Raw genomic sequence first — 23,439 nt, 5'->3', positions numbered from 1 at the left:
CGCCCACCGACCTGACGGCCCGGGTCAGGCCACCACGGCCCGGGCCGTCAGCCCAGGGCGGTCCGCGCCGGGTGCCGGGCGGCGGAGCGCGGACCGCCCGCCCCGCCAGGCGTCGAGCAGATGTCCGGCGAGGGCGTCCTCGACCAGCCCGGTCGCCTCGATTCCGAAGACCACGTCGGCGGCCAACTCCGGTGCGTCCTCGACCAGCCCGGCCACCACCTCGCGGCGGACCAGCTGCTCGTGGACGGCGTCGGCCTCCACGTGCTCCTCGTAGAAACGTTCCGCCGCCGGCCCGGCCCCGACCCGCCGCAGCGCCTCGGCCAGCCGCCGTGAACCCGGCGACGAGGTGATCTCCACCGCCGCGAAGTGCCCCACCAGCGCGCCACGCAGCGCCCGGCGCAGACCGAACAGCGACATCAGGTTGACCACGGCCAGCGCCGGCGCCGGGGCGGCGTCCAACTGCCGGCCGTAACCGGCGTCCAGCCCGAGGTCCTCCATCAGCTCGGCGAAGAGCCGCGCGTGCGCACGCTCCGCGTGCCCGCCGCCGAACTCGTCGAACTCGATCGCCACCATCGCCGCCTTCGCCCGCCCGGTCAGCCTCGGCAGTACCCAGGCGTGCGGGTCGGCCTCCTTGAGGTGGTAGACCGAACGCACCGCCGCGTACTCGCGCAACTGCCACCGCAGCCCCTCGCGGCGCAGGAAGTGGCTGACGCTCCCGGGGGCCTCGCCCACCGGCTCGACCAGCAGCGCGTCCAGCGCGGCGTCCAAGGCGGTGGCGGCGGCGCTCCGTTCGACGGCGGTTCGTGGGGCGGTGGCGGCGCTCCGTTCGCGGGTGCCCGCCCTGAGCGCCGCGAGGAACCGTTCCTCCGCCGCGACCCGCACCCGCAGCGCGGCCGGGTCCCACTCCCGCGCGTCGTCCACGCCGTCGAAGCCCCGGTAGTGCAGCTCGTACAGCGTGTAGAGCGCCAACTGGAGGTCGTCGCCGAACGGTTCCGCGCCGTTCACCGCCCTCGCGTCCGGCCACGCTCCCGCGTTCGCGCCGGCGCGCAGCGCTTCGAGCACGCCGGCCGACACCTCGCCGCGCGCCTCCGGGAGCTCCGGGCCCCGGCTCACCGTTCGCCCCCCGCGCCGCGCGCCCCGTCACGGGCCTCGCCGCTCGCCTCGTCGCTCGCCGTGCCCCGCGCGCGGCGGCGGTGACTGGTGTCGCACCACGGGTAGCGCCGACTGCGGCGGCAGGTGCACAACGCCACCAGGAACCGGTCCCGCCGCATCACCCGCCCGTCGTCGAGCACCACCTCGACGGGGCCCTCCACCAGCAGCGGCCCCTCCCGTTCCGCGACCACCCGGCGCGGCCGTTCCCCGCCGGTCACCGCTTCTCTCCCCGGATCACCACCAGCTCCTCGGTCTCCTCGTCGGGCCGCACCAGTCCGCGCCGCCGCAACCACGGCAGCCGGGAGCGCAGCACGGGGCCGAACGGGATCCGCGCCCGATCCGTCACCTGGGCGCGCAGCCCCGCCTCCTCCAAACGCAGCAGCGTCTCCTCGGCGGCGCACAAGCCGGAGTGCACCATCAGCAGCACGCCGTGGGGGCGCAACCGGGGCGCGACCCCGGCGCAGACGCGATCCACCAGCGCGCGCCCGTCCCGGCCCGCGTCCCAGGCGCGGGCCGCGCCCCGGTCCGGCGGGGACTCGCCGGGGGCCGGCACATAGGGCGGGTTGCAGAACACCAGGTCGAACGAACGGTCAGGCACCGCGGCAAACAGGTCGCCGCGGCGCACGGTGACCCGCCGCCGCGCCAGCAACGCGTTGATCCTGGCGCTCAGCACGGCGCGTCGCCCGACATCCACGGCGGTCACCGCCGCCCCGGCGCGCGCCGCGAGCACCGCCAGCGCTCCGCTGCCGGAGCACACCTCCAGCACGTCCATTCCCGGTACCAGTCCCTCGCGCCGCAGCGCGGCCGCCAGCATCAGGGTGTCGGACTGGGGCGCGTAGACGCCGGGCATCACCACCACCCGTCCCAGCGAGGCCGCCCCGGGCGACGTCAACGAAGCAGTCAACCGACCACACCTCCACACACCCCACCCGCACAGGCCCCGAGACCGCGCGGCCGAGTACCCCGGCCCCCGGGCGCCACACCCCGCCCGCCGCCGCCCACCCGAACGGGTCAACGGCGCCCGAACGGTCAACGGCGCCCGGGCGCGTCGGCGACACCCCGCTCCGGCCGGCGGGCCCCACTCCGGCGGGCGCGCCCCGCTCCGGCGGGCTGTCCGAGGTGGGCCCGGCGCCTCGGCGGCAAGCCCGGCGCCGCACCCAGCGCGTGGCCAGGTCACCGCGCGAGCACGCCCATGTGGCCGCGCGCCGCGCCAGGTTCGAGGCGGCCCTACGCTGAGCGCGGCACCAGGCTCAGGGTCGCCGCCCGTGCGTCCGCACCGACGATCGGATCGACATACCGGGCGCCGTAGCCGCGGTACTTGTCGCGGTACACCGCGTCGATCGCCTCGTTCGTCGCGTCGTCACCCTGCTCGACGAAGCGGACGTTCCGCTCCAGCCCGCCGGCGAGGACCCGCCCCTCGTGCCGCTCCCTCGCCGCGTTGAACCAGTGGCCCCGGCGTCCGCCGGCGGAACGCACGTACAACGCGTCGCCGTGGCGCACCACCCAGATGGTGACCGGCCCGTGCTCGGTGCCGTCGTCGTGCAGCGGCGCGATCCGCAGTTCCTCGGCGCCGCCGATGGTGTCGAGTTCGTCGCTGGTCCAGTTCGCCATGGTGACCCTTCGCGTCGAGGGGAGATCCGTCGTGTCAGCCGCGGGTACCGCTCAGCCCCGCCCCCGGGCCATCGGCCGTTGCCGAGGAGTCCTGAAGAGCCGGTCGGCGCGTTTTCTCCGCCGCGTTCCTCGTCGCTTCCCTCGTCGCGTTGCCCGCCGCGTTCCTCGCCGTTTCCCGCCGCGCACTCCCTCGCGCGGGCGCATAGCGCCGTCGCGCCAGCGCGCCGCCGGCCAGTAGCAGCGCGCCACACCCCGCCGGCAGCCACAGCCACCCCGCCGAAGGCGTCGCCGCCCACGCGCCGGCCAGCACCCACACCGCGTTACCCGGAGCGGTGCCCAGCGCGGTGGCGCCGGCGAACGGTCCCCACCCCATCCGGGAGAACGCGGCCCCCAGATTCACCAGGGCGAACGGCACGACCGGAATCAGCCGCGCCACCAGCACGCTCACGAACGCCCGTTCCGTCAGCCGCCGTTCGAGCTCCGCCACCCGGCGGGCACGCAGCAGCGGGCCCAACGCGTCCCGCCCCAGCAGGCGCCCCGCCCAGAACCCGAGCAACGCGCCCGCCACCGTCCCCAGCGTCGTCAGCGGCAGCCCGTACCCGACGCCGAAGAGCGCGCCGGCCGCCGCGCTCAGCGCCGGCTTGGGCACGAACGCCACCGTCCCCAGCGCGTACAGCACCAGGAACACCGGCCCCGCCGCCGGCCCGGACGCCCGCGCCGCCAACTCCTCGGGCCCCACCACCAGTCCGGCCGCCCCGACCCCGCCGAGCAGCGACACCAACAGCGCCACCCGCGCCAGCCTCCACACCGTCACCCGCCCATGATGCCGCTGGGGCGCGGAGATGCCGCACCACGAACCTCCGGGCGTCATCGGGTACCGCGTCGGCATTCCACGCGGCGCACAAGGGCAGCGGGGCCAGAGGCGCGCCGTCCCGTGTCGGGAGGATCACGACCCCGAAACGCCCCCGCCCTCGCCCTCGCGCCCGCCCCCGTGTTCGTCCAGCGGGAGGCGGGCGTGGACGCGGAAGCCGCCGTCGGGGAGGGGGCCGGCGGAGAGGGTGCCGGTGATGGCGGTGGCTCGTTCACGCATCCCGACCAGGCCGAGGCCGGCGCCGGTGTGCTCCGCGCGGGCCGGGCCGTCGTCGACCACCTCGACGACCAGCGGCCCCTCCGCGTCCAGGGAGAGCGCGACCGTGGCGTGGTCGGCACGGGAGTGGCGGACCACGTTGGTGAGTGCCTCCTGGACGATGCGGTACGCCGTCAGCTCGACGACGGGCGGCAACGGACGCCCTCCGGTGAGGAGTTCCGCGCCGCGCAGCGTGATCCGGGGACGGTCGCCGGGGAACCTGGCGATCAGCTCCGGCAGTTGGGCCAGCCGGGGCGCAGGCGCCACCGGCGTCGACTCGTCGTCGCGCAGCACGCTGAGCGTGGTGCGCAGCTCACGGATCGCCTCCCGGCCCGAGTCCCGCACCTGCCGCAGCGCCGACCGGCTCAGCTCGGGGCGGCGGTCCAGCGCGTCCAACGCCACCCCGGCCTGCACGGTCATCGCCGAGACGGTGTGCGCCACGATGTCGTGCATCTCCCGCGCGATCCGCATCCGTTCCTCGCGCACCCGGCGCGCGGCCTCGCGTTCGCGCTCCTGTTCCGCGCGGCGCGCTCGCTCCGCGTAGGAGGCGGTCAACTCGCGCCGTCCGCGCACCACCTCGCCCAGCAGCAGCGGCACCAGCGGGATCGCCATCTCCAGTACCGGCGACGGCATGGACCGCCCCTCCTCCTGGCCGGCCAGCACGGAGACGATCCCGGAGGCGGCCGCCGCCAGCACGCCGATCACCACGGTGCGTCGCCGCTCGCTCGAACAGGCCAGGAAGTACAGCGCCACCATCCAGGGCAGGTTCAGCAACTCGCCCAGATGGCCGAGCAACGTCCAGCCCAACGAGCCGACGCCCGTCACCACCACGGCGAGCAGCGGCCGCCGCCGCTGCCAGCAGAGGCCGACCACCGCCACCCCGAGCAGCAGCCAGCTGAGCGCGTCGTCCTCGCGGGAGCCCGGCACGTTGGACGCCAGGTCGGCCGCGGTCAGGCAGCCGATCGCCGCGCTCAGTGCCAGGTCCCTGGCCAGCCCCCCGGAAGCCGCCCCGCGCACCACCTTGGCAATCACCCGACCACGGTAGGCCGCGCCCCGCCGCCCCGCGTACGACGACGGGAGTAGGACGGGAGGACGGGAGTAGGGCGGGAGGACCGGAGCAGGACGGGAGGACGGGCGGGCGCTCCGGGCTCGGTGGGCACCGCGGGCGTGCCGCGCGTGGTCGGCCACGCCCCGGCGGACCCGCGGACCCGTTCGCGCCCCCCCCGGAGACCCCGGCGGCGCCGCTATCGTGGTCGGGTGACGACGAAGCGGGTGGGGCGGGCGGCCGTCGCCGCCCTGGCCGCCGGGGTGCTGTCGCTCGTCGGCTGCCAGGTGGAGAACCGCGAGGACCGCGACGCCGACGGCGCCTACGTCTCGCCGCTCGACGGCCTGCCGGGCGAGCCGGGCCAGGTCCTCGCCGTGAAGATCGACAACGCGGCACCCGCCCGCCCGCACACCGGGGTCGACGCCGCCCAGATCGTCTATGTCGAGGAGGTCGAGGCCGGCCTGAGCCGCCTCGTCGCCGTCTACGCCGGCCGACTCCCCGACCGCGTCGGGCCGGTGCGCAGCGCGCGGGAGTCCGACCTGGAGCTGCTGCGGCAGTTCGACGAGCCGGCGCTGGCGTTCTCCGGGGCGCAGGGCGCCCTGCTGCCCCTGATCGACGAGGCGCCGCTGCACGCCCGCCCGCCCGAGGCGGCGCCCGACGCCTACACACGCGCCCCCGAACGCGCCGCCCCGCACAACCTCTATCTCGACCCCGCCGCACTGCTGGCCTCGGCGCCCGAGGCGACCGAGGTCGACGAGGTCGCCGACGTCGGCCACACCTTCGGTGACGCGCCGGACGGCGGCACCCCCGTGGAGCGGGTCGAGGCAGGTTACGGCAACGCGTCGTTCACGTTCCGCTGGGACGGGAACGCGGACGCCTGGGCGGTGGCCATGGACGGCGAGGAGACCGAACTCTCCGCCGCCACCGTGGTGTTGCAGCGGGTGACGGTCCGCCCCTCGGAGTTCGGCGACGGCGGTGGCGCGGTCACCCCGTACACCGAGACCGTCGGCTCCGGCACCGCGACGGTGCTCCGGAACGGCCGGGAGTGGCCGGCCGAGTGGCGGCGGCCGGACGAACGGCGCGGCACCGCGTTCGAGACGACCGACGGCGAACCGTTTCCGCTCGCCCCCGGCCAGCTCTGGGTCGTCCTGCTCCCCGAGCGGCCCGAGGGCGAACAGTAGAGCGGTCGAACAGTAGAACGAGGGAAAACCGCTTGACCTCAACTTAACTTCAAGAAATAGCGTCACCGTCATGAGCATGGAGATGACCGCCTGGAACGCGCTCTACAACGCGCGCTACGCACAGGACGACGAGCGCCCCTTCTCCCGCGCGACGCTGCGCCGCATCGGCCGTTTCGCCCGTCCCCACCGCACGCTGCTGATCTGGTTCCTGCTGCTCAGCGTGGCGACCGCGCTGCTGGCCGTGGCGACGCCGGTGCTCGCCGGCCGGGTGGTGAACGCGATCTCCGACGGCGAGGAGGAGCGCGTGGTGGTCACCCTCGCCCTGCTGATCGCGGGCATCGCCGTCGCGGAGGCGGCGATCGGACTGGTCGCCCGCTGGCTCTCCGCGCGGATAGGCGAGGGACTGATCCTGGACCTGCGCACCGCGGTCTTCGACCACGTGCAGCGGATGCCGATCGCGTTCTTCACCAGGACCCGCACCGGCGCCCTGGTCAGCCGGCTGAACTCGGACGTCATCGGCGCCCAGCGCGCGTTCAGCAACACGCTCTCCGGGGTGCTCAGCAACCTGGTCATGCTGCTGCTCGCCCTCGGCGTGATGGTCACCATCTCCTGGCAGATCACCGCGCTCGCCCTGCTGCTGCTCCCCGTCTTCGTGCTGCCCGCCCGGCGCATGGGCGGCCGGTTGGCGCGGCTCTCCCGGGAGGCCGCCAACCACAACGCGGTGATGTCCACACAGATGACCGAGCGCTTCTCCGCGCCCGGCGCCACCCTGGTCAAGCTGTACGGGCGGCCGCACGAGGAGTCGGAGGAGTTCGCGGAGCGCGCCCGGCGGGTGCGGGACATCGGGATCAGGTCGGCCATGGTCCAGATGGTCTTCATCACCGCGCTGACCCTGGTCTCCGCGCTGGCGCTGGCGCTGGTCTACGGCGTGGGCGGCTTCTACGCCCTGCGCGGTGAGCTGGAGGCGGGCGCCGTGGTCTCGTTGGCGATGCTGCTGACCCGGCTCTACGCGCCGCTGACCTCGCTGGCCAGCGCGCGGGTCGAGGTGATGAGCGCGCTGGTCAGCTTCCAGCGGGTCTTCGAGGTGCTGGACCTGAAGCCGCTGATCGAGGAGCGCCCCGACGCGCGGCCGGTGCCCGAGGGGCCCGCCTCCGTCAGCTTCGAGGGGGTCGACTTCGGCTACCCCTCGGCCGAGAAGGTCTCGCTCGCCTCGCTGGAGGAGGTCGCCACGCTCGACACCCGGGGCGGTGAGCAGGTGCTGCACGGGATCACGTTCACCGCGCGTGCCGGCGAACTCGTCGCCCTCGTCGGCTCGTCGGGCGCGGGCAAGTCCACCATCGCGCAGCTCGCCACCCGGCTCTACGACGCGGACGCCGGCAGCGTCAGCGTCGGCGGCGTCGACGTCCGCGACCTGACGGCGGCCTCGCTGCGGCGGACCGTGGGGATGGTCACCCAGGACGGGCACCTCTTCCACGACACGATCCGCGCCAACCTGACGCTGGCCGCGCCCGGTGCCGACGAGTCCGCGCTCCGGGACGCGCTGCGCAGGGCCCGGCTGGACGACCTGGTCGCGGCGCTTCCCGACGGGCTCGACACGGTGGTGGGCGAACGCGGCTACCGGCTCTCCGGCGGCGAACGCCAGCGGCTGACCATCGCCAGGCTGCTGCTGGCGCAGCCCCGGGTGGTGATCCTCGACGAGGCGACCGCCCATCTGGACGCCACCTCGGAGGCGGCCGTGCAGGAGGCGCTGGCCGAGGCGCTGGCGGGGCGCACCTCGGTGGTGATCGCGCACCGGCTCTCCACGGTCAGGGCGGCCGACCAGATCCTGGTCGTCGAGGCCGGCCGCATCGTCGAACGCGGCACGCACGACGAGCTGTTGGCGGCGGGCGGACGCTACCTGGAGCTGCACCGCACCCAGTTCGGCGGGGAGGGCGCGGACGCCCCGGACGGCGGGGAAGGCGCCAGCGGTGAGGACGGCGGGGAAGACGCGGGTGGCGCCGAGGCGAACGGGGCGCACCGGGCGAACGGGGCGGTGGCCCCGGCCGAGGTCGAGCCGGTGAGCTGACGCGCCGTTCACCTGACGCGCCGTCCGGCTGACGGCGCGTCGGGGACGCCGCCCGCCCGTCGCCCGGTCGGCGGCGTTCAACGCGCGGCGCCCGGCCCGCCGGCCGAGCCTGGAGCCATGACCCTCACGCTTGAACACCTGCGCCGCTGCACGGTGGCCGCCGACCTCGGGGCGGCCCGCACCCGCGTGTACCTCAGACAGACCGGACTGATCGTCGACGAACCGTCCGTCGTCGCGGTCAACACCAGAACCGGCTCGCTGATCGCGGTCGGCACCCCCGCCGAACGGATGGCCGGCCGCACCCCCGCCAACATCCGGGTGGTCCGCCCGATCTCCGGCGGCACCGTCGTCGACATCCAGATGGCCCAGCGGATGCTGCGCGCCATGGTCGGCGCGAAGCACCGGCGCGCGTGGCGGCGCAAGCCGATGCTGCGCGCCGCCGTCTGCATCCCGCACGACGCCGACCCGCTGACCCGGCGCGCCATGCACGAGACGCTGGTGGGACTCGGCGCGCGGCGGGTGGAGCTGGTCGACGGGCTGGTGACCGCCGGCGTCGGCGCCGGGCTGCCGGTGGAGGAGCCGGAGGCCACCATGATCGTGCAGTGCGGCGCCTCGACCACCCAGATCGCGGTGCTGGCGCTGGGCTCCATCGTCGCCGCGGAGAAGGTGCCGATGGGCGGCGAGACCATCGACCGCGCGCTGCTGCAACACCTGCGCAACCAGCACGAGGTGATGCTCCCCAGCCAGGCGGTGCGCCCCCTGCACACGGCGCTGGCCAGCGCGGCCGACGCGGTCACCGAGGTGCACGGCCGGGATGTGGCCACCGGCCTCGGGCGCACCGTGATGGTGGACCCGGAGTCGCTGCGGGCGGCGCTGCGCGCCCCGTTGACGGGGCTGCTCGACGCGCTCCGTTCGGTGCTCCACCGCTGCCCGCCGGACCTGGTCGCCGACCTCGCCGAGCGCGGCATCGTGCTCACCGGCGGCGCGGCCAGGCTCCCCGGCCTGGACGAGGCGATCCGGCAGCACACGGGCGTCTCGGTGACGGTCGCCGAGGAGCCGGGGCTCTGCACCGTGCTCGGGCTCGGCGCGCTGCTGGAGGGCCGGATCACCTCCCAGGTCCCGGCGCCCGAGGCCATCCCGGCCTGACCCGCGCCACCGGCCGCCGCCCGCCGGTGGTTCCCCGCCCCGGCTCCCGCCCCGGCTCCCGCCCCGGCCCCCGTCCTGGTTCCCGCCCCGGTCCCCGTCCTGGTCCCCGCCCCGGTCCCCCGCCCCTCGGCTTCCCGTCGCCGGTCACCCGGGTACCGCCGTCGAGCCTCCTCGTCGGCGCCGGGTGGCCGCCGGGAGGCGATCCGCGTCGTGGTGTGATGGAGGTGGGCAGGAGCCAGACCACCATCCCGAGAGCGTGAGAGAAGGCGTGAGGGTCACATGAGCACGCAGCACTACGACGTCGTCGTCCTGGGCGCGGGGCCCGGGGGCTACACCGCGGCCGTCCGGGCCACCCAGCTGGGGTTGCGGACCGCGATCGTCGAGGAGAAGTACTGGGGCGGGGTGTGCCTGAACGTCGGCTGCATCCCCTCCAAGGCGCTGCTGCGCAACGCGGAGTTGGCCCACGTCCTCCAGCACGAGGCGGAGACCTTCGGCATCCGCGTGGAGGGCAAGGTCACCTTCGACTACGGGGAGGCGTTCCGCCGCAGCCGCAAGGTCGCCGAGGGCCGGGTCAACGGCGTGCACTACCTCACCAAGAAGAACGGCATCACCGAGTACGAGGGCCGCGGTACCTTCACCGACCCGAACACCCTCCAGGTCACGCTCAGCGAGGGCGGCTCGGAGACCGTCACGTTCGACCACTGCGTCATCGCCACCGGCGCCACCACCAAGCTGCTGCCCGGCACCAGCCTCAGCGACCGCGTGGTCACCTACGAGGAGCAGATCCTCAGCGAGACCCTGCCCGGCAGCATCGTGATCGCGGGCGCGGGCGCCATCGGCGTCGAGTTCGCCTATGTGCTGAGCAACTACGGCGTCGACGTCACCATCGTCGAGTTCCTGGACCGGCTGGTGCCGCTGGAGGACGCCGACGTCTCGAAGGAACTGGCCCGGCACTACCGCAAGCTGGGCATCAAGGTCATGACCTCCACCCGCGTCGACGCCATCGACGACTCCGACCCCGCCGCCCCGGTGCGGGTCACCGTCACCGACGCCAAGGGCCAGCAGCAGGTGCTGGAGACCGACAAGGTCCTCCAGGCGATCGGCTTCGCGCCGCGCGTCGAGGGCTACGGCCTGGAGGCGACCGGCGTGCGCCTCACCGAGCGCGGCGCGATCGAGGTGGACGGCGTCAGCCGCACCAACGTGCCGCACATCTACGCGATCGGCGACGTCACCGCCAAGCTGATGCTGGCGCACGCCGCCGAGGCGATGGGCGTGATCGCCGCCGAGACCATCGGCGGGGCGGAGACCATGGAGCTGAACTTCGCCATGATCCCGCGCGCCACCTACTGCCAGCCGCAGATCGCCAGCTTCGGGCTGACCGAGGCCCAGGCGAAGGAGCAGGGCTTCGCGGTCAAGACCGTCAAGTTCCCCTTCACCGCCAACGGCAAGGCCCACGGCCTGGGCCAGCCGGCCGGCTTCGTCAAGCTGATCAGCGACGAGACCCACGGCGAGCTCCTCGGCGGCCATCTCATCGGCCCCGAGGTCACCGAACTCCTCCCCGAGCTGACGCTGGCCCAGCAGTGGGACCTCACCGTCCACGAGGTGGCGCGCAACATCCACGCCCATCCGACCCTGGGCGAGGCGGTCAAGGAGGCGGTCCACGGGCTGGCGGGGCACATGATCAACATGTGAGCCCCGACCGCCGCCATGTCGCACGGCCCGTTCCCCGCCACCGTGGTGGGGAACGGGCCGTCCGTCTCTACGATGGGCGGGAACGGCGTTGCCACCGGGGGGAGTCGCTTCGTGAGTCTGGTGACGTGGGTGTCGGCGGGCGTGGCCCTGGGGAGCGCGGCGCTCACGGGCGTGCTGGGGTACTGGGCGCAGCGGCGGCTGCGCGGTGCGGAGGAGCGGTCGCTGATGGCGACCTACGGCATGTCCCTGGCGTGGGCGGCGTACGACCTCCAGAGCAGGTTCTTCAACATCCTGCGGGGCCAGCAGATCGACGAGGCGCCGGGTGTCAGCGGCGGCTTCGTGGACGCGTTCCTGCGGCGGGGTGACGCGGAGGAGCGCGCGTACGCGCGGCGGAGCACGGTGTTCGTGATCGCCGAGTACCTGGGGTGGGTCGAGATCCTGCGCCGGGACGTGCGGTTCCTCGACCTCGGCCCCTCGCGCACCAACCGGGCCGTCATGGCCCGGATCTTCGACGTCGACAAGGCGTTCAACCGCACCGCGGGAAGCGACGCGTTCCGGCTCTTCCGTGGCCACCAGCGCGCGATCGGCGAGCTGATGATCCATCCGGAGGGCGGTCCTGGGGAGCGCCGGTGCCTCGGGTTCGCCGAGTTCAGCGCGCGGCTGGACGGCGACGAGGAGTTCCGGCGCTGGTTCGACGGGCTGCTGGCCGACGTCGACGGGCTCGCCGAGGAGACACGGCCGGCCGTGGCACGACTGACGGAGATACAGCACGCGCTGATCGACCTGATCGAGCTGCTCGACCCGAAGGGGCAGCGGATGCCCCGGTTCCGCGCCCGGTTCCGGCCCGCGCCGACGTCCTGGGGGTGACCTCGGCACACCCCGGACGGTGGCTGTGGACACACCCCGGGAACGCCGCCTGGGCGGCTGGGGCGCGGTGGCGCGCGCTGGTTGCCTCGTCTCGACGGACGGACGGACGGACGAGGCGACCCGATGGGCACGCGACGGCGAAGGTGGGCGCCCCGGGGGCTGGGGGCGGGACTGGCACTCGGGGCGCTGGCGTGGTCGCTGGCGCCGACCGCCGCGCCGGCGGACACTCCGGCGCACGCGCCGCTGAACACGCCCCTGCCGTCCGGGGAGGAGCGGGCGCGTGGGCTCGAAGACGCGCTGGACGCGCTGCTGGAGAGGCAGTTGGCCGAGTACGACATCCCCGGCGCCACCGTGGTCGTCGTGGCCGACGGCCGGGAGGTGCTGGCCCGCGGGTACGGAACGGCCGAAGCGGGGCGCGACGTCCCGGTCGACCCCGCGGGGACCGGTTTCTTCATGGGCTCGGTCGCCAAGGTCCTCACGGCGACCGCCGTGTACCAGCAGGTCGAGGCCGGCCGGCTGGACCTGGACGAGGACGTCAACACCTACCTCGACACGTTCACCGTCGCCGAGCACCCGGACGACGCACGCCCGGTCACCGTCGCCGACCTGCTGACGCACACCGCGGGCTTCGACGACGCCATCCTCGGCAGGGGCGCCGCGGAGCCGGGTGACGCCGAGGGGCTGGCGGAGGCGCTCGCCGACCACCAGCCCGACCGGACCCGCCCGGCCGGCGAGGTCGCCACGTACGACAACTACGGGTTCGCCCTCGCCGGCCACCTGGTGGAACGCGTCAGCGGCCAGCCGTTCGACGCCTATCTCGACGAGCACGTGCTGACGCCGCTCGGCATGGAGGGCAGCACGTTCACCCAGCCGCCGCCCGGACCGATGGCGGAGCGGCTCGCCCTCGGTCACCGCCCGGACGGCGACGGACAGGCCGTCGCCCGCGGGCAGTACGGCGCGTGGAGCCCCGCGGGCGCCGGGGCGGTCACCACGGCGCACGACATGGGCCGGCTCCTGCTGGCCCTGCTGAACGGCGGAACACCGGGAGACGCCGCGGGGGACGGTGACGCCGCCCGCGTGCTCGGCGAGGAGTCCGTGGAGGCGATGACCGGTCGCCGCTTCGCCAACGACGAACGGCTGCCCGGCCTGGGCCACGCCCTGGAGGAACGGGCCTGGGGCGGGCACCGCCTGCTGGTCAAGGACGGCGACCTGCCGGGGTTCCACGCCAACATGGCGCTGCTGCCCGACGCGGACGTCGGCGTCTGGGTCGCCTACAACGGCGACGGCGAGGAGGGGCGCGCCTGGTGGGCGGGCCAGGAGGTGGAGAACCTGGTCGCCGAGCGGGTGTGGGACGCGCCCGAGGTGCCGCGCGCGGTGGGCGGCGCGGCGGGCGGCGACGCCGAGTCCGGCTTCTACCGTTCGCTCCGCACCAGCGCCTCCGACCTCACCCGGGCCTCCGCCCTGACCACGGCCGTCGAGGTCGAGGTCCACGACGACGGCACGCTGACCACCCGCGGCCCCGCCACCCGCGATCCCGACATCGGCAGCCAGCGCTGGGTGCCGGTCGGCGAGGGGGTCTTCCGGCAGGAGGACGGGCACGAGACGCTGGCGTTCGCCGACGGGCGGCTGCTGCTCGGCGCGTTCCCCTCGGCGGCCTGGGAACGTCTCGACTGGTACGAGTCGCCGGTGCTGCACCAGATCCTGCTGGGAACCGGTGCCGGAGTGCTGCTGCTGTCGGCGCTGTACTGGACGGCGCGCGCGGCGTTCCCCTCCTTCTGGCGGCGCGGCGGCGGCGCGGGCGAGCCGTCCACGCGGGTGGCGCTGGGGCTCGGCTGGTTGACGTGTGTGCTGGTCAGCGCGGGGGCGATCTGCTTCGCGCTGCTCGTCGCCGACGGCAACCGGATGAACGAGACGATCCTGCTGGGCGACGCGACGCTGCTGCGCGCTGTCCCGCTGCTGCTGACGACCGCCGCGTTGACCGCGCTGGGCACGGTGGCCTGCGCCGGCCTCGCCTGGCCGGGGCGCTGGTGGGGGCCGGTGGCAAGGGTGCACTACGGGGTGGTGGCGCTCGCCGCGATGGGCACGCTGTATCTGGCGGCGCTGTACAACCTGGTGCCGTGAGCGTGCGCGTGCCTCCCCCTCTCAGCCGGTCGCTGGGTGCCCGGACCACCTCGGGCGAATCGCACGGGAGTCCGGTGCCCCTCTCACGGGGGAGCGCGCCGGTGAAAACGGTTCCCGTTCCGTGAGAGTGTGACCAGTGGCATGGTTGCCCGGTCCTTTCGCCGATCCATATCCCGGCCGAGGGGACCCTTGGCCGGCTCGGGGTACTCGGACGGCGGTCCGCGCAGGGGCGGACCCGCGTGGGCACCCGAGCGACGCGAAGGAGAGCCGTGATGAGAGCCGACACCCACCCCACCTACCGGCCGGTCGTCTTCCGGGACCGCGCGGCCGGCTACGCCTTTCTCACCCGGTCCACGGCGACCAGTGACCAGACCATCGAGTGGGAGGACGGGAACACCTACCCGGTGGTCGACGTGGAGACCTCGTCCGCCAGCCACCCCTTCTACACCGGCACCGCCAGGGTGCTGGACACCGCCGGGCGCGTGCAGCGTTTCGAGCGGCGTTACGGCCGGCGTGAGGAGCGTTGATGCCCCTGCCCGCCCTTCCCGTTGTGCTGGTCGCCGGGTTGCACGCCGAGGCGCGCGGCGCGGCGGTGCGCGCCCTGCTGGGCGCGACTCCCGGCGCCCTGGCCCTCCACCACGACCTGACGCGGGCCCGCCGTTCCCTGGTCACCCGGGTGATCTCGGACGCCGAGGGTCCGTTGGGCAGCGGCGAGGTGTCGCTGCCCAACGACTGCGCCTGCTGCGCGCTCGCCGACGACCTCGTCCCCGCGCTGCGCCGGCTCTCCGAGGCCGGCACCTGCCAGTTGGCCGTGGTGGAGCTGTGGGACTCGGTCGAGCCGCAGGCCATGGCCGAGGCGCTGGTCACCCACGGCGGTGACCAACTGCGGCTGACCGGGGTGGTCACCGCCGTCGACCCCGCGCGGGTGCGTGCCAGCCTGACCTCGCCGGACGATCTGGCCGCCGCTCACCTGGCCACCGGCGAGGACGACACCCGCACCGTCGCCGAGACCTGGGCGCGCCAGGTCGAGTACGCGCCCCTGCTCGCGCTGGGCGCCCCCTCGCGGCGGGTCACCGATGCCGACCGCGCGTTGCTGCGGCAGTTGCACCCGACCGCGCGGTGGGTCGACGTCCGCGACCCGGCCTTCCCCGCGGCGGCGATCCGCGACCAGGTGCCGGCGGACGGCCGGACGAGCGTCGACGTGGTGGCGCTGGCCGCGCGGCAGCACCCGGGCAGCGCGCAACTGCCCCAACTCGCCGAGGAGCACGGCGTGCGCACCGTGGTCTGGCGCCAGCGCCGGCCGTTCCACCCGGAGCGGCTGTACGAGGCGCTGCCCCGGCTGACGTCGCTCGCGCCGCGCAGCCGTGGGCGCTTCTGGCTCGCCGACCGGCCGGACACGCTGCTCGGCTGGGACGCCGCCGGCGGCTCCCTGGTGGTGGACAACGTTGGCCCCTGGCTGGCGTCGCTTCCCTGGCCGGACTGGGACGAACTCCCCCTGGAATGGCGGATCGCCGCGACCCTGGACTGGGACCCCGAGGTGGGGGACCGTGGACAGCATCTGGTCTTCACGGGCCCCGGTCTGCGGGCGGACCGCGTCCGCTGGCTGCTGGGCGCCTGCCTTCTCAACGACACGGAGTACGCGGCCGGCAGATCCGCGTGGCTGCGGCTGGGCTCCGCCTTCGACGAACTGCTCGACCCCGTCTTCTGACGCGGTTTCGGCCGGCCGGCCGCCGGTCGGCCGAGAACACGTGGCAAGCAAAAGCGGAACCGTAGCAACCATGTGCGCTCCCGTTGCGTCGAACCACCGACCGGAAGGGGACGCGCGTGCTCACGGATCGCAACCGGACCATCCGTGACCGCCCGGCGACCCCGGGTCGTGCACGTGCATTGTCCCGTGCATATGCAAGTGAACGGCGTTATGATCCGAAGCGGTTGGCTCTCCGGGGGGACCTTCGGGGGAGGGGAGCGGCGACCGAGTTCCACTCGCACGATCCGGGGAGAGATCCATGCCAGACGCTTACAACGGCATGACGGCCAGCCTGTTGCGGGGGGTGACGTGGATGAAGAGCAGCCACAGCAACTCGCAGGGAACCTGCGCCGAGTTCGCGAGGCTGCCCAGCGGGGACGTGGCGGTGCGCAACTCCCGCTTTCCCGAGGGGCCCGCGCTCGTCTACACGCCGGCCGAGGTGGAGGCGCTGCTACTGGGCGTCAAGGACGGTGAGTTCGACCATCTGATCGGCTGAGCCGCCGTCGTACGGCGACTCCGTGCGCGACGGTGTCGGGGAACGCGGGGGCGCGGGGGCGCGGGGGGAGAGGGGAACGCGGAGAGCGCGGAGAGCGCGGAGGAGCGGTCCGCGACCGGTCGACGGGACGTCAAGGGACGCTCGCCGAAGGGAAGTTGTCTAGCTCTTGGTCAGGAAGGTCGCCCACACGATCTTCCCCCGGCCCTTTCCGTGCAGGCGCCGCCATCCCCAGTCGTCGCTGAAGCACTCCACCAGATGCAGCCCTCGCCCCGACTCCGCCGCGCTGTCCGCGTGCGCCGGCCTCGGGGCCCGTTCGCTGGGGTCGCGTACCGCGCAGACCAACCGCGCGGTACAGCGGATGAGTTCGAGCTCCAGCCGCGGACGCGCCTGGAGGGGGCCCCACTCGGGCGCGCAGTGGTCGACGCCGTGTCGCAGCGCGTTGGTGACCAGCTCGGAGACGACGAGGGCGACGCTGTCGAACTGCTCGTCCAGCCGCCAGGAGTGCAGCGTCCCCCGGGCGAAGTCCCGTGCCCGGCCGACCGATTCGGGGCGTGGCGCCAGCTCGATCGCCGCCGCGCCCGACACGCTCCGCGGGTCGATGGGCAGCAACGGATGCCCTAAAGCGTCGAGCAAGGGCGTCGCCTCGGTCCCCATGGGTCGGCACTCCTGGCATAGCGGTGGCGGCACTGCGTTCAGCCGAGGGATGACAGGCGTGACAACCCCCGTCCCACCAGCACCACGGGAGGGCGGGCAGGCCGTTATGCGCGTGCTGTGTGTCTCAGCTCGCAGGACTCATGCTTCCCAACGCTCACGGCAAATGCAAGGGCGGATGCACGTGCACGGACATTTTTGATGGGCCGTAACCGGACAGGCACTAAAAGGCACCTGGAGATGGCAGACTGCATCGGTGGCGAAAGTGGAGGGCGCAGCGCATGAGTATGCAACGGATGGCGGGGCCGACGAGTAAGCCCAGCGGTCCCGAGGCGAGCGGTTCGATGGTGCGCCGCATCCTGCTGGGGTCCCAGCTCCGGCGGCTGCGGGAGTCCTGCGGGGTCACCAGGGAGCAGGCGGGGTACTCGATCCGTGCCTCCGAGTCCAAGATCAGCCGCATGGAGTTGGGGCGCGTCAGCTTCAAGCCCCGCGACGTCGCTGACCTGCTGACTCTCTACGGCGTCACCGAGGACGGCGACCGCGAGCCCCTGCTCTCGCTGGCCCGCACCTCCAACCGCGCCGGCTGGTGGCACAGCTACAGCGACGTGCTGCCGAGCTGGTTCCAGACCTATGTCGGGCTCGAAGCGGCGGCCGAGCGGATCGGCACCTACGAACTCCAGTTCGTGCACGGTTTGTTGCAGACCGAGGCATACTCGCACGCCGTGATGGTCAGCGGTCACCGCGGCGAGCTGCCGCGCGGCGAGGTGGACCGCAGAGTGGCGCTGCGGCTGGGCCGGCAGAAGCTGCTGGTCTCCGAAAGCGCCCCCCACCTGCACTGTGTCCTGGACGAGGCCGCGTTGCGCCGTCCCTACGGCGGGCGCCGGGCGATGGACGAACAGCTGGGCGCGCTCCTGGAGTTCAGTGAGTATTCCAACATCACCCTCCAAGTGGTCCCCTTCGATCACGGGGGTCACGTGGCCGAATCTGGCGCGTTCACGCTCTTGCGCTTCGCCGAGCAGGAGCTGTCGGACCTGGTCTATCTGGAACAGCTGACGGGCGCGCTCTATCTGGACAAGCGCGAGGAGGTCGCCGCCTACCAGGTGGTCCTCGACCGGCTCGCCGACGCCGCGCTGGACGAGAAGGCCAGCCGCGACCTGCTCGCCGGGCTTCGGGGCCGGCTCTGAGCCCGGCCCCGGGGCCGGGGCGACGGCGGACGTGCGGCGGCTCGGTTCAGGCGTAGGGGTTCTCCACGCCCTCGGGGAGCACCGTCACCTCACGTTCCCCCTCACCCGCCATCACGTAGGCGCCGTTCTCCAGCCGCTCGATCAGCCCCCGTGTCCACTGGGCGTCGCTCTCCGCCTGGTGGGTCCACAGCCGCATGATCTCCCCGATGTGCCCCCACTCGGCCGGCGGACTGTCCGGGGCCCAGTGTGTCCGCACCTCGCCGGCCCAGCTCTCCAGGGCGGCGACCCGTTCCCTCAGCAGTCCGATCGCCTCGGCCCTCGGCAGATCGACGAGGAAGCCGACGGCGCTGGTGAGCACGTCGAACCGCTCGTTGTGGGCGCGCAACCCGGCCCGCAGCAGCGTGAAGAACGCCTCCTCGCCCGCGTCCGTCACCTCGTACTCGACCCGGGGCGGCCCCCCGGCCGTGCTGGGCGCCACCTCGTGCGCCAACAACAGGCCCTCCTTGGCCAGTTGCTTCAGCGCGTGGTAGATCGACCCGGGCTTGGCGGTCGACCACTCGTGGGCGCCCCAGAACTCCAGGTCGTTGCGGACCTGGTAGCCGTGCGCCCGCCCGTGCTGACGGACCGCGCCCAGGACCAGTAGCCGCATCACCGACATCCCGTGGTGCCCTTCCCGAATCCCTTGACAACGCGTTCAGTCTGCCATCCGTGTGCCTGAAGGGGCGCGGGGAACCGCGCGAGCAACCCGTCACCGGGCCGCACCCGACAACCCACCGGTGTGCCTGAAGGGGCGCGGGGAACCGCGCGAGCAACCCGTCACCGGGCCGCACCCGACAACCCACCGGTGTGCCTGAAGGGGCGCGGGGAACCGCGCGAGCAACCCGTCACCGGGCCGCACCCGACAACCCACCGGTGTGCCTGAAGGGGCGCAGGGAACCGCGCGAGCAACCCGTCACCGGGCCGCACCCGACAACCCACCGGTGTGCCTGAAGGGGCGCAGGGAACCGCGCGAGCAACCCGTCACCGGGCCGCACCCGACAACCCACCCGGACGCCGTGGGTCCGCCGTCGTCCGCGCCCCGCCACCCATGCACCGCGCAGTTCCCCGCGCCCCTCACGGCTGCGCCGGCCCGAGGCGACCGCGCCCCTCAAGGCCGCGCCGGCCTGAGGCGGCCCCGGCCCGAGGCGACCGCCGGGCGGAACCGATTAGTCAAACTTGACTAATCGCGTTACCCTCGACCACCCACTCATCAAGTTTGACTAGTCGACCCAGGGAAGGCGAGGTGTCCGGGTGTCCCCACAGGACGACGACGCCGTGATCCGCGTGCGAGGTCTCCGCAGAACGTTCGGCAGGGGAGAGGAGGCGAAGAGCGCCCTCGACGGGCTCGACCTCACCGTGGCCGCCGGCGGGGTGCACGCCGTGCTGGGGCCCAACGGCGCGGGCAAGAGCACGGCGGTGCGCATCCTGACCACGCTGCTGAGGCCGACCGGCGGAGTGGCCGAGGTCGCCGGGTTCGACGTGGTGCGGCAGCCGGACGAGGTCCGGTACCGGATCGGGCTGCTCGGGCAACACGCGGCCGTCGATGAGGAGTTGAGCGGCCGACAGAACCTGGAGATGTTCGGCAGGCTCTACCACCTGGGCGGCCGGGCCGCCGCCGCGCGGGCGGACGAGCTGCTGACCCGCTTCGACCTGGGCGACACCGGACGTCGCGCGGTCGGGAAGTACAGCGGCGGGATGCGCCGCCGGCTCGACCTGGCGGCGAGCCTGATCACCCGGCCCGAGGTGCTCTTCCTCGACGAGCCGACCACCGGCCTCGACCCGCGCGGCCGCGCCGAGGTCTGGCAGGCGGTCCGTTCCCTCGCGGGCGGCGGCGCGACCGTGCTGCTGACCACGCAGTACCTGGAGGAGGCCGATCAGCTGGCCGATCTGATCACGGTCATCGACGGCGGCCGTCGGATCGCGGAGGGCACGGCGGACCAGCTGAAGAGCCGGATCGGCGGCGACCGCGTCGACGTGGTGCTCAGGGACGCCGGGGCGCTGCCCGCCGCCCGCGCGCTGCTCGCCCGGCTGGCGCCGGCGGGCGCGCCCTCCGCGGAAGGCGAGACCGTTGTCGTCGACGCCGACCGCCGGCTGCTGAGCGTCGGCGTCCAGGACCGGATGGCCGCGCTGACGGCGGTGGTGGCGGCGTTCGCCGAGGCCGGGATAGAGGCCGAGGACATCGCGCTGCGCCGCCCGACCCTGGACGAGGTCTTTCTGACCCTCACCGGCCGCCCGACGGACCGGAACACCGAGGAGGTGCCGGCATGAGCACGACCACCACGACCGCTTCCCCCGGGCGCGGGGCGCTCGCGCCGCACCGCCCCGGGCGGACGCGCCGGCTGGCCGGTGACTCCGTCACCATGACCAGGCGGGGGCTGGCCCACTGGGCCCGTCAGCCGGGGCGGTTCCTGGCCAACCAGGCGTTCTCGGTGATGATGCTGATCATGTTCGCCTACTTTCTCGGCGGCGGGATGGCCGTCGAGGGCGGCGGCGACTACGTCGACTTCCTGGTGCCCGGGATGCTCGCGTTGACCATGGCCTTCGGCCTGGAGTCCACCATGGTGGAGCTGACCACCGACATCAACCGCGGCATCCTCGACCGGTTCCGTTCGATGCCCATCGCCCCCAGCGCGATTCTGATCGGGCGCAGTCTGCTCGACATGCTGAACTCCACGGTCGGCCTGCTGGTGCTGGTCGGTGCCGGCTGGGCGGTCGGCTGGCGCTGGAACGCGGGGGCCGGCGAGGTGCTGGCGGCGTTGGGGCTGCTGCTCCTGCTGCGGTTCGCCGTGCTCTGGGCCGGCATCTGGCTGGCGCTGGTCGCCGGCCGGCCCGAGCTGGTGCAGACGGTGCAGATCCTGGTGTGGCCGCTGGGGTTCCTCTCCAGCGCCTTCGTCTCGCCCGACACCATGCCGGGCTGGGTCGGTGCCCTGGCCGACTGGAACCCGATGTCGGCCACCGCCGGCGCGGCCAGGGAGCTCTTCGGCAACCCGGCCTGGACCGGTGACTCCTGGGCGGCCCAGCACCCGGTCCCGCTGGCGCTGTTGTGGCCGTTGGTCATGCTGCTGGTCTTCGTCCCGCTCGCCGTGCGGCGTTTCGCCCGCCTCGGCTCCTGACGCGTTCCCCCGCCCGACCCGCCGACGCCGCCGCCCCGCCACCCGGGCGGGCCGGCGGCGTCCCGTGGGCCTGGCCGTCCCAACGCGACCCGCGACGACCGTTTCTGACGTCCCCGCACGGCCCGGCGCGGTCCTGCGGGGCCCCGCGGGCGGCTGTGGGGGAAATCACCGGGTGATCCGCCCCGCTCACGGGGCGGGACCGGGTCCGTTCGCCCGATGTCGTCGCAGGTCAGAGACGTGCGTGGGCGTCTGCCGCAGCGGGCGCCGGCGCGCGGTCGGCCCCGAGATCCACTTATGCTGCGCGGAGGGCCCCGTTTGGCGGGTCCATGTCCGGACGGAGTGAGGGAGCGGGAGCGAGAAGTGGCCGGGGAGAGCACCTGGGCGGCGGGGGAGGAGCCGTCGGAGCAGGAGACGACCTCCGGCTTCGCCGTTCCCGAGGGCCTGGAACTGCCGGTGGCCGAGAGCGACCACCCCAGCTCCGAGTTCGCGGTCCCCGAGGGGCTCGAACTGCCGCCGAGGCCGCAGACCCAGAACGAGTTCACGCCCGCCGAGGGCGTCCCGGCCTTCGGGCGCGGCACGCCCTGGCAGGACCGGATGCGGAGCATGGTGCGGCTGCCCGTCGCCGAGCGGCCGGCGCCCGAGCGCGTGCCCGTCGCCGACGAGGGCGAGGCCGCGCCCGCGGTACCGAGGGTGCTCGACCTGACGCTGCGCATCGGCGAGTTGCTGCTCGCCGGCGGCGAGGGCGCCGAGGACGTCGAGGCCGCGATGTTCGGCGTGGCCCACGCCTACGGCCTCGACCGCTGCGACGCCACCGTCACGTTCACCCTGATCTCCATCACCCACCAGCCCTCGCTGGTCGACCCGTCCGTCTCGCTCACCCGCACGGTGCGCCGCCGCGGTACCGACTACACCCGGCTGGCCGCCGTCTTCCGGCTGGTGGACGACATCACCTCGGGCGAGGTCAGCCTGGAGGAGGCATACCGCCGGCTGGCGCAGATGCGGCGGAACAGGCACCCGTTCACCAAGTGGCAGCTCACCATGGCCGCCGGGCTGCTGGCCGGCGCGGCGAGCGTGCTGGTGGGCGGCGGCTGGCAGGTGTTCCTGCTGGCGGTCATAGGGGCGATGGTCGGCGACCGGCTCGCCTGGCTGGCGGCGGGGCGCGGGCTCCCCGAGTTCTACCAGTTCGTGGCCGCCGCGATGGCCCCCGCGCTGGTGGGCGTGGCCTGGGCCGCCAGCCACACCTCGGGGCACGGCGAGGCGCAGGCCGCCGCGATGATCACCGGCGGACTCTTCGCGCTGATCCCGGGGCGGGCGCTGGTCGCCGGGGTGCAGGACGGCCTGACCGGCTACTACCTGACCGCCTCGGCCCGTCTGCTGGAGGTGATCTACCTCAGCGTGGGCATCGTGTGCGGCGTGCTGGCGGTGCTCTACATCGGGGAGACCTCCGGGGTGCGGCTCGACCCCGAGGTGATGACCAGGGCGGTCCGGCCCGCGGTGCAACTCTGCGCCGCGCTGCTGCTCTCCCTGGCCTTCTGCGTGCTTCTCCAGCAGGAACGTTCCACGGTGCTGCCGGCCACCGTCAACGGCGGGATCGCCTGGCTGGTCTACGGCTCGATGCACGATGTCGCGGGGCTGTCGCCGTTCGCGGCCACCGCCGTCGCCGCCGGGATGGTCGGCCTCTTCGGGCAGCTCCAGTCGCGGTACCAGTTCACCTCCTCGCTGCCCTACGTCACGGCGGCCATCGGTCCGCTGCTGCCGGGCAGCGCGTTCTACCTGGGGCTGCTGGGCTTCGCGCAGGGCGAGGTGGACTTCGGCCTGGAGAACCTGCTGCGCGCCGTCACCCTGGCGCTGGCCATCGCGGTCGGGGTGAACCTGGGCGGCGAGATGGCCAGGCTCTTCATCAAGACGCCGGGGCTCACCTCGCCGATCGGCCGCCGCGGCGTCAAGCGCACCAGGGGCTTCTGACCCGGGCGGGTGGCGCCCCGGTGTCGCACGAACGTATGGCCGGGTGGTCGCTCGTTGGGGTGCGTCCGGGGCATAACGCCAACGCGCCACCGTGTGACCGGTGATGCTGAAGGGGTGCTCGGGAAGGGACCGCGGCCCTTCCCCGCACGCGCGGCCCGGCGGTCCCACGCCCGGTCGTCGCTGTCCCTGACATTCCACACAGAAGGAACCACCATGGACCTCCTCACCAACGTGCTCG

At 73.8% G+C, this 23,439-nt stretch carries 21 protein-coding genes; 13 read left to right on the top strand and 8 right to left on the bottom strand.

The genetic code is table 11. The features are described 5' to 3' along the window. Positions 1 to 24: 24 nt before the first annotated feature. The 6 genes from CRP51_RS14665 to CRP51_RS14640 all read right to left on the bottom strand — a co-directional run bounded on the left by CRP51_RS14665 (position 25) and on the right by CRP51_RS14640 (position 4,921). Complete coding sequence (locus tag CRP51_RS14665; RefSeq protein ID WP_097231631.1) at positions 25 to 1,113, bottom strand: iron-containing redox enzyme family protein; 1,089 nt, start codon at positions 1,111 to 1,113, stop codon at positions 25 to 27. After that, complete coding sequence (locus CRP51_RS14660) at positions 1,110 to 1,370, bottom strand: CDGSH iron-sulfur domain-containing protein (RefSeq protein ID WP_245880581.1); 261 nt, start codon at positions 1,368 to 1,370, stop codon at positions 1,110 to 1,112. Before CRP51_RS14660 ends, CRP51_RS14665 begins: the two co-directional genes overlap by 4 nt. Continuing rightward, a complete protein-coding gene (locus CRP51_RS14655) occupies positions 1,367 to 2,002 on the bottom strand; it encodes a HemK2/MTQ2 family protein methyltransferase (RefSeq protein ID WP_097231741.1) in 636 nt (211 codons plus the stop codon). Before CRP51_RS14655 ends, CRP51_RS14660 begins: the two co-directional genes overlap by 4 nt. Positions 2,003 to 2,379: 377 nt before the next feature. Further along, positions 2,380 to 2,763, bottom strand: coding sequence for a DUF2255 family protein (locus tag CRP51_RS14650; protein ID WP_097231630.1), 384 nt, complete (start codon positions 2,761 to 2,763; stop codon positions 2,380 to 2,382). 34 nt (positions 2,764 to 2,797) lie between these two features. Beyond that, entirely contained in the window at positions 2,798 to 3,577 is a 780-nt protein-coding gene (locus CRP51_RS14645; protein ID WP_141514607.1) for a TVP38/TMEM64 family protein, read from the bottom strand. Positions 3,578 to 3,709: 132 nt separating this feature from the next. Further along, a complete protein-coding gene (locus CRP51_RS14640; protein ID WP_097231628.1) occupies positions 3,710 to 4,921 on the bottom strand; it encodes a sensor histidine kinase in 1,212 nt (403 codons plus the stop codon). A 225-nt stretch (positions 4,922 to 5,146) separates the two neighbouring features. Here CRP51_RS14640 and CRP51_RS14635 point away from each other — a divergent pair, with 225 nt between their 5' ends. From CRP51_RS14635 to CRP51_RS14590, 9 genes are all read left to right on the top strand, one after another. After that, positions 5,147 to 6,115, top strand: a complete 969-nt coding sequence (locus CRP51_RS14635) for a DUF3048 domain-containing protein (protein WP_245880580.1) — start codon at positions 5,147 to 5,149, stop codon at positions 6,113 to 6,115. Positions 6,116 to 6,185: 70 nt separating this feature from the next. Continuing rightward, on the top strand, positions 6,186 to 8,180 hold the full coding sequence (locus CRP51_RS14630) for an ABC transporter ATP-binding protein (RefSeq protein ID WP_097231626.1): 1,995 nt from the start codon (positions 6,186 to 6,188) through the stop codon (positions 8,178 to 8,180). Positions 8,181 to 8,297: 117 nt separating this feature from the next. Beyond that, positions 8,298 to 9,326, top strand: a complete 1,029-nt coding sequence (locus CRP51_RS14625) for a rod shape-determining protein (RefSeq protein ID WP_097231625.1) — start codon at positions 8,298 to 8,300, stop codon at positions 9,324 to 9,326. A gap of 279 nt (positions 9,327 to 9,605) precedes the next feature. After that, a complete protein-coding gene (gene lpdA / locus CRP51_RS14615) occupies positions 9,606 to 11,018 on the top strand; it encodes a dihydrolipoyl dehydrogenase (protein WP_097231624.1) in 1,413 nt (470 codons plus the stop codon). A gap of 111 nt (positions 11,019 to 11,129) precedes the next feature. Further along, positions 11,130 to 11,885: a hypothetical protein gene (locus CRP51_RS14610; RefSeq protein WP_097231623.1), complete on the top strand. Its 756-nt coding sequence runs from the start codon at positions 11,130 to 11,132 to the stop codon at positions 11,883 to 11,885. Positions 11,886 to 12,008: 123 nt separating this feature from the next. Further along, positions 12,009 to 14,006 (top strand): serine hydrolase domain-containing protein, encoded by a 1,998-nt coding sequence (locus CRP51_RS14605; RefSeq protein WP_097231622.1) that lies wholly within the window; start codon positions 12,009 to 12,011, stop codon positions 14,004 to 14,006. A gap of 272 nt (positions 14,007 to 14,278) precedes the next feature. After that, positions 14,279 to 14,533 carry a type B 50S ribosomal protein L31 gene (locus tag CRP51_RS14600; RefSeq protein WP_097231621.1) on the top strand — a complete coding sequence of 85 codons (255 nt, stop codon included), beginning with the start codon at positions 14,279 to 14,281 and terminating at the stop codon, positions 14,531 to 14,533. Beyond that, entirely contained in the window at positions 14,533 to 15,714 is a 1,182-nt protein-coding gene (locus tag CRP51_RS14595) for a CobW family GTP-binding protein (RefSeq protein ID WP_097231620.1), read from the top strand. The genes CRP51_RS14600 and CRP51_RS14595 overlap by 1 nt, the downstream gene beginning before the upstream one ends. A 298-nt stretch (positions 15,715 to 16,012) precedes the next feature. Then, positions 16,013 to 16,249: a DUF397 domain-containing protein gene (locus tag CRP51_RS14590; protein ID WP_097231619.1), complete on the top strand. Its 237-nt coding sequence runs from the start codon at positions 16,013 to 16,015 to the stop codon at positions 16,247 to 16,249. A 159-nt stretch (positions 16,250 to 16,408) separates the two neighbouring features. On the opposite strand, the gene CRP51_RS14585 is transcribed toward CRP51_RS14590, so the two are convergent. Further along, positions 16,409 to 16,903: an ATP-binding protein gene (locus CRP51_RS14585; protein WP_097231618.1), complete on the bottom strand. Its 495-nt coding sequence runs from the start codon at positions 16,901 to 16,903 to the stop codon at positions 16,409 to 16,411. Positions 16,904 to 17,244: 341 nt separating this feature from the next. Between CRP51_RS14585 and CRP51_RS14580 the strand changes: the two genes are divergently transcribed. Further along, the gene (locus CRP51_RS14580; protein ID WP_097231617.1) at positions 17,245 to 18,084 is read left to right on the top strand and encodes a Sco1979 family transcriptional regulator; all 840 of its coding nucleotides are present in this window, start codon (positions 17,245 to 17,247) and stop codon (positions 18,082 to 18,084) included. Positions 18,085 to 18,130: 46 nt separating this feature from the next. On the opposite strand, the gene CRP51_RS14575 is transcribed toward CRP51_RS14580, so the two are convergent. Then, on the bottom strand, positions 18,131 to 18,742 hold the full coding sequence (locus CRP51_RS14575; RefSeq protein WP_097231616.1) for a PadR family transcriptional regulator: 612 nt from the start codon (positions 18,740 to 18,742) through the stop codon (positions 18,131 to 18,133). A gap of 632 nt (positions 18,743 to 19,374) precedes the next feature. Between CRP51_RS14575 and CRP51_RS14570 the strand changes: the two genes are divergently transcribed. The 3 genes from CRP51_RS14570 (at position 19,375) to CRP51_RS14560 (ending at position 23,201) form a co-directional block, all read left to right on the top strand. After that, on the top strand, positions 19,375 to 20,391 hold the full coding sequence (locus tag CRP51_RS14570) for an ATP-binding cassette domain-containing protein (RefSeq protein WP_097231615.1): 1,017 nt from the start codon (positions 19,375 to 19,377) through the stop codon (positions 20,389 to 20,391). Then, positions 20,388 to 21,236, top strand: coding sequence for an ABC transporter permease (locus CRP51_RS14565; protein ID WP_097231614.1), 849 nt, complete (start codon positions 20,388 to 20,390; stop codon positions 21,234 to 21,236). Before CRP51_RS14570 ends, CRP51_RS14565 begins: the two co-directional genes overlap by 4 nt. 294 nt (positions 21,237 to 21,530) lie before the next feature. Continuing rightward, positions 21,531 to 23,201: a threonine/serine exporter family protein gene (locus CRP51_RS14560; RefSeq protein WP_097231613.1), complete on the top strand. Its 1,671-nt coding sequence runs from the start codon at positions 21,531 to 21,533 to the stop codon at positions 23,199 to 23,201. The last annotated feature ends 238 nt before the right edge of the window (positions 23,202 to 23,439 follow it).

This window comes from Streptomyces zhaozhouensis (assembly GCF_900230195.1).
GTDB classification, from domain to species: domain Bacteria; phylum Actinomycetota; class Actinomycetes; order Streptomycetales; family Streptomycetaceae; genus Streptomyces; species Streptomyces zhaozhouensis.
The sequence above is the reverse complement of the archived record's forward strand: the minus strand, read 5'-3'. Positions and strand labels throughout refer to the sequence as shown.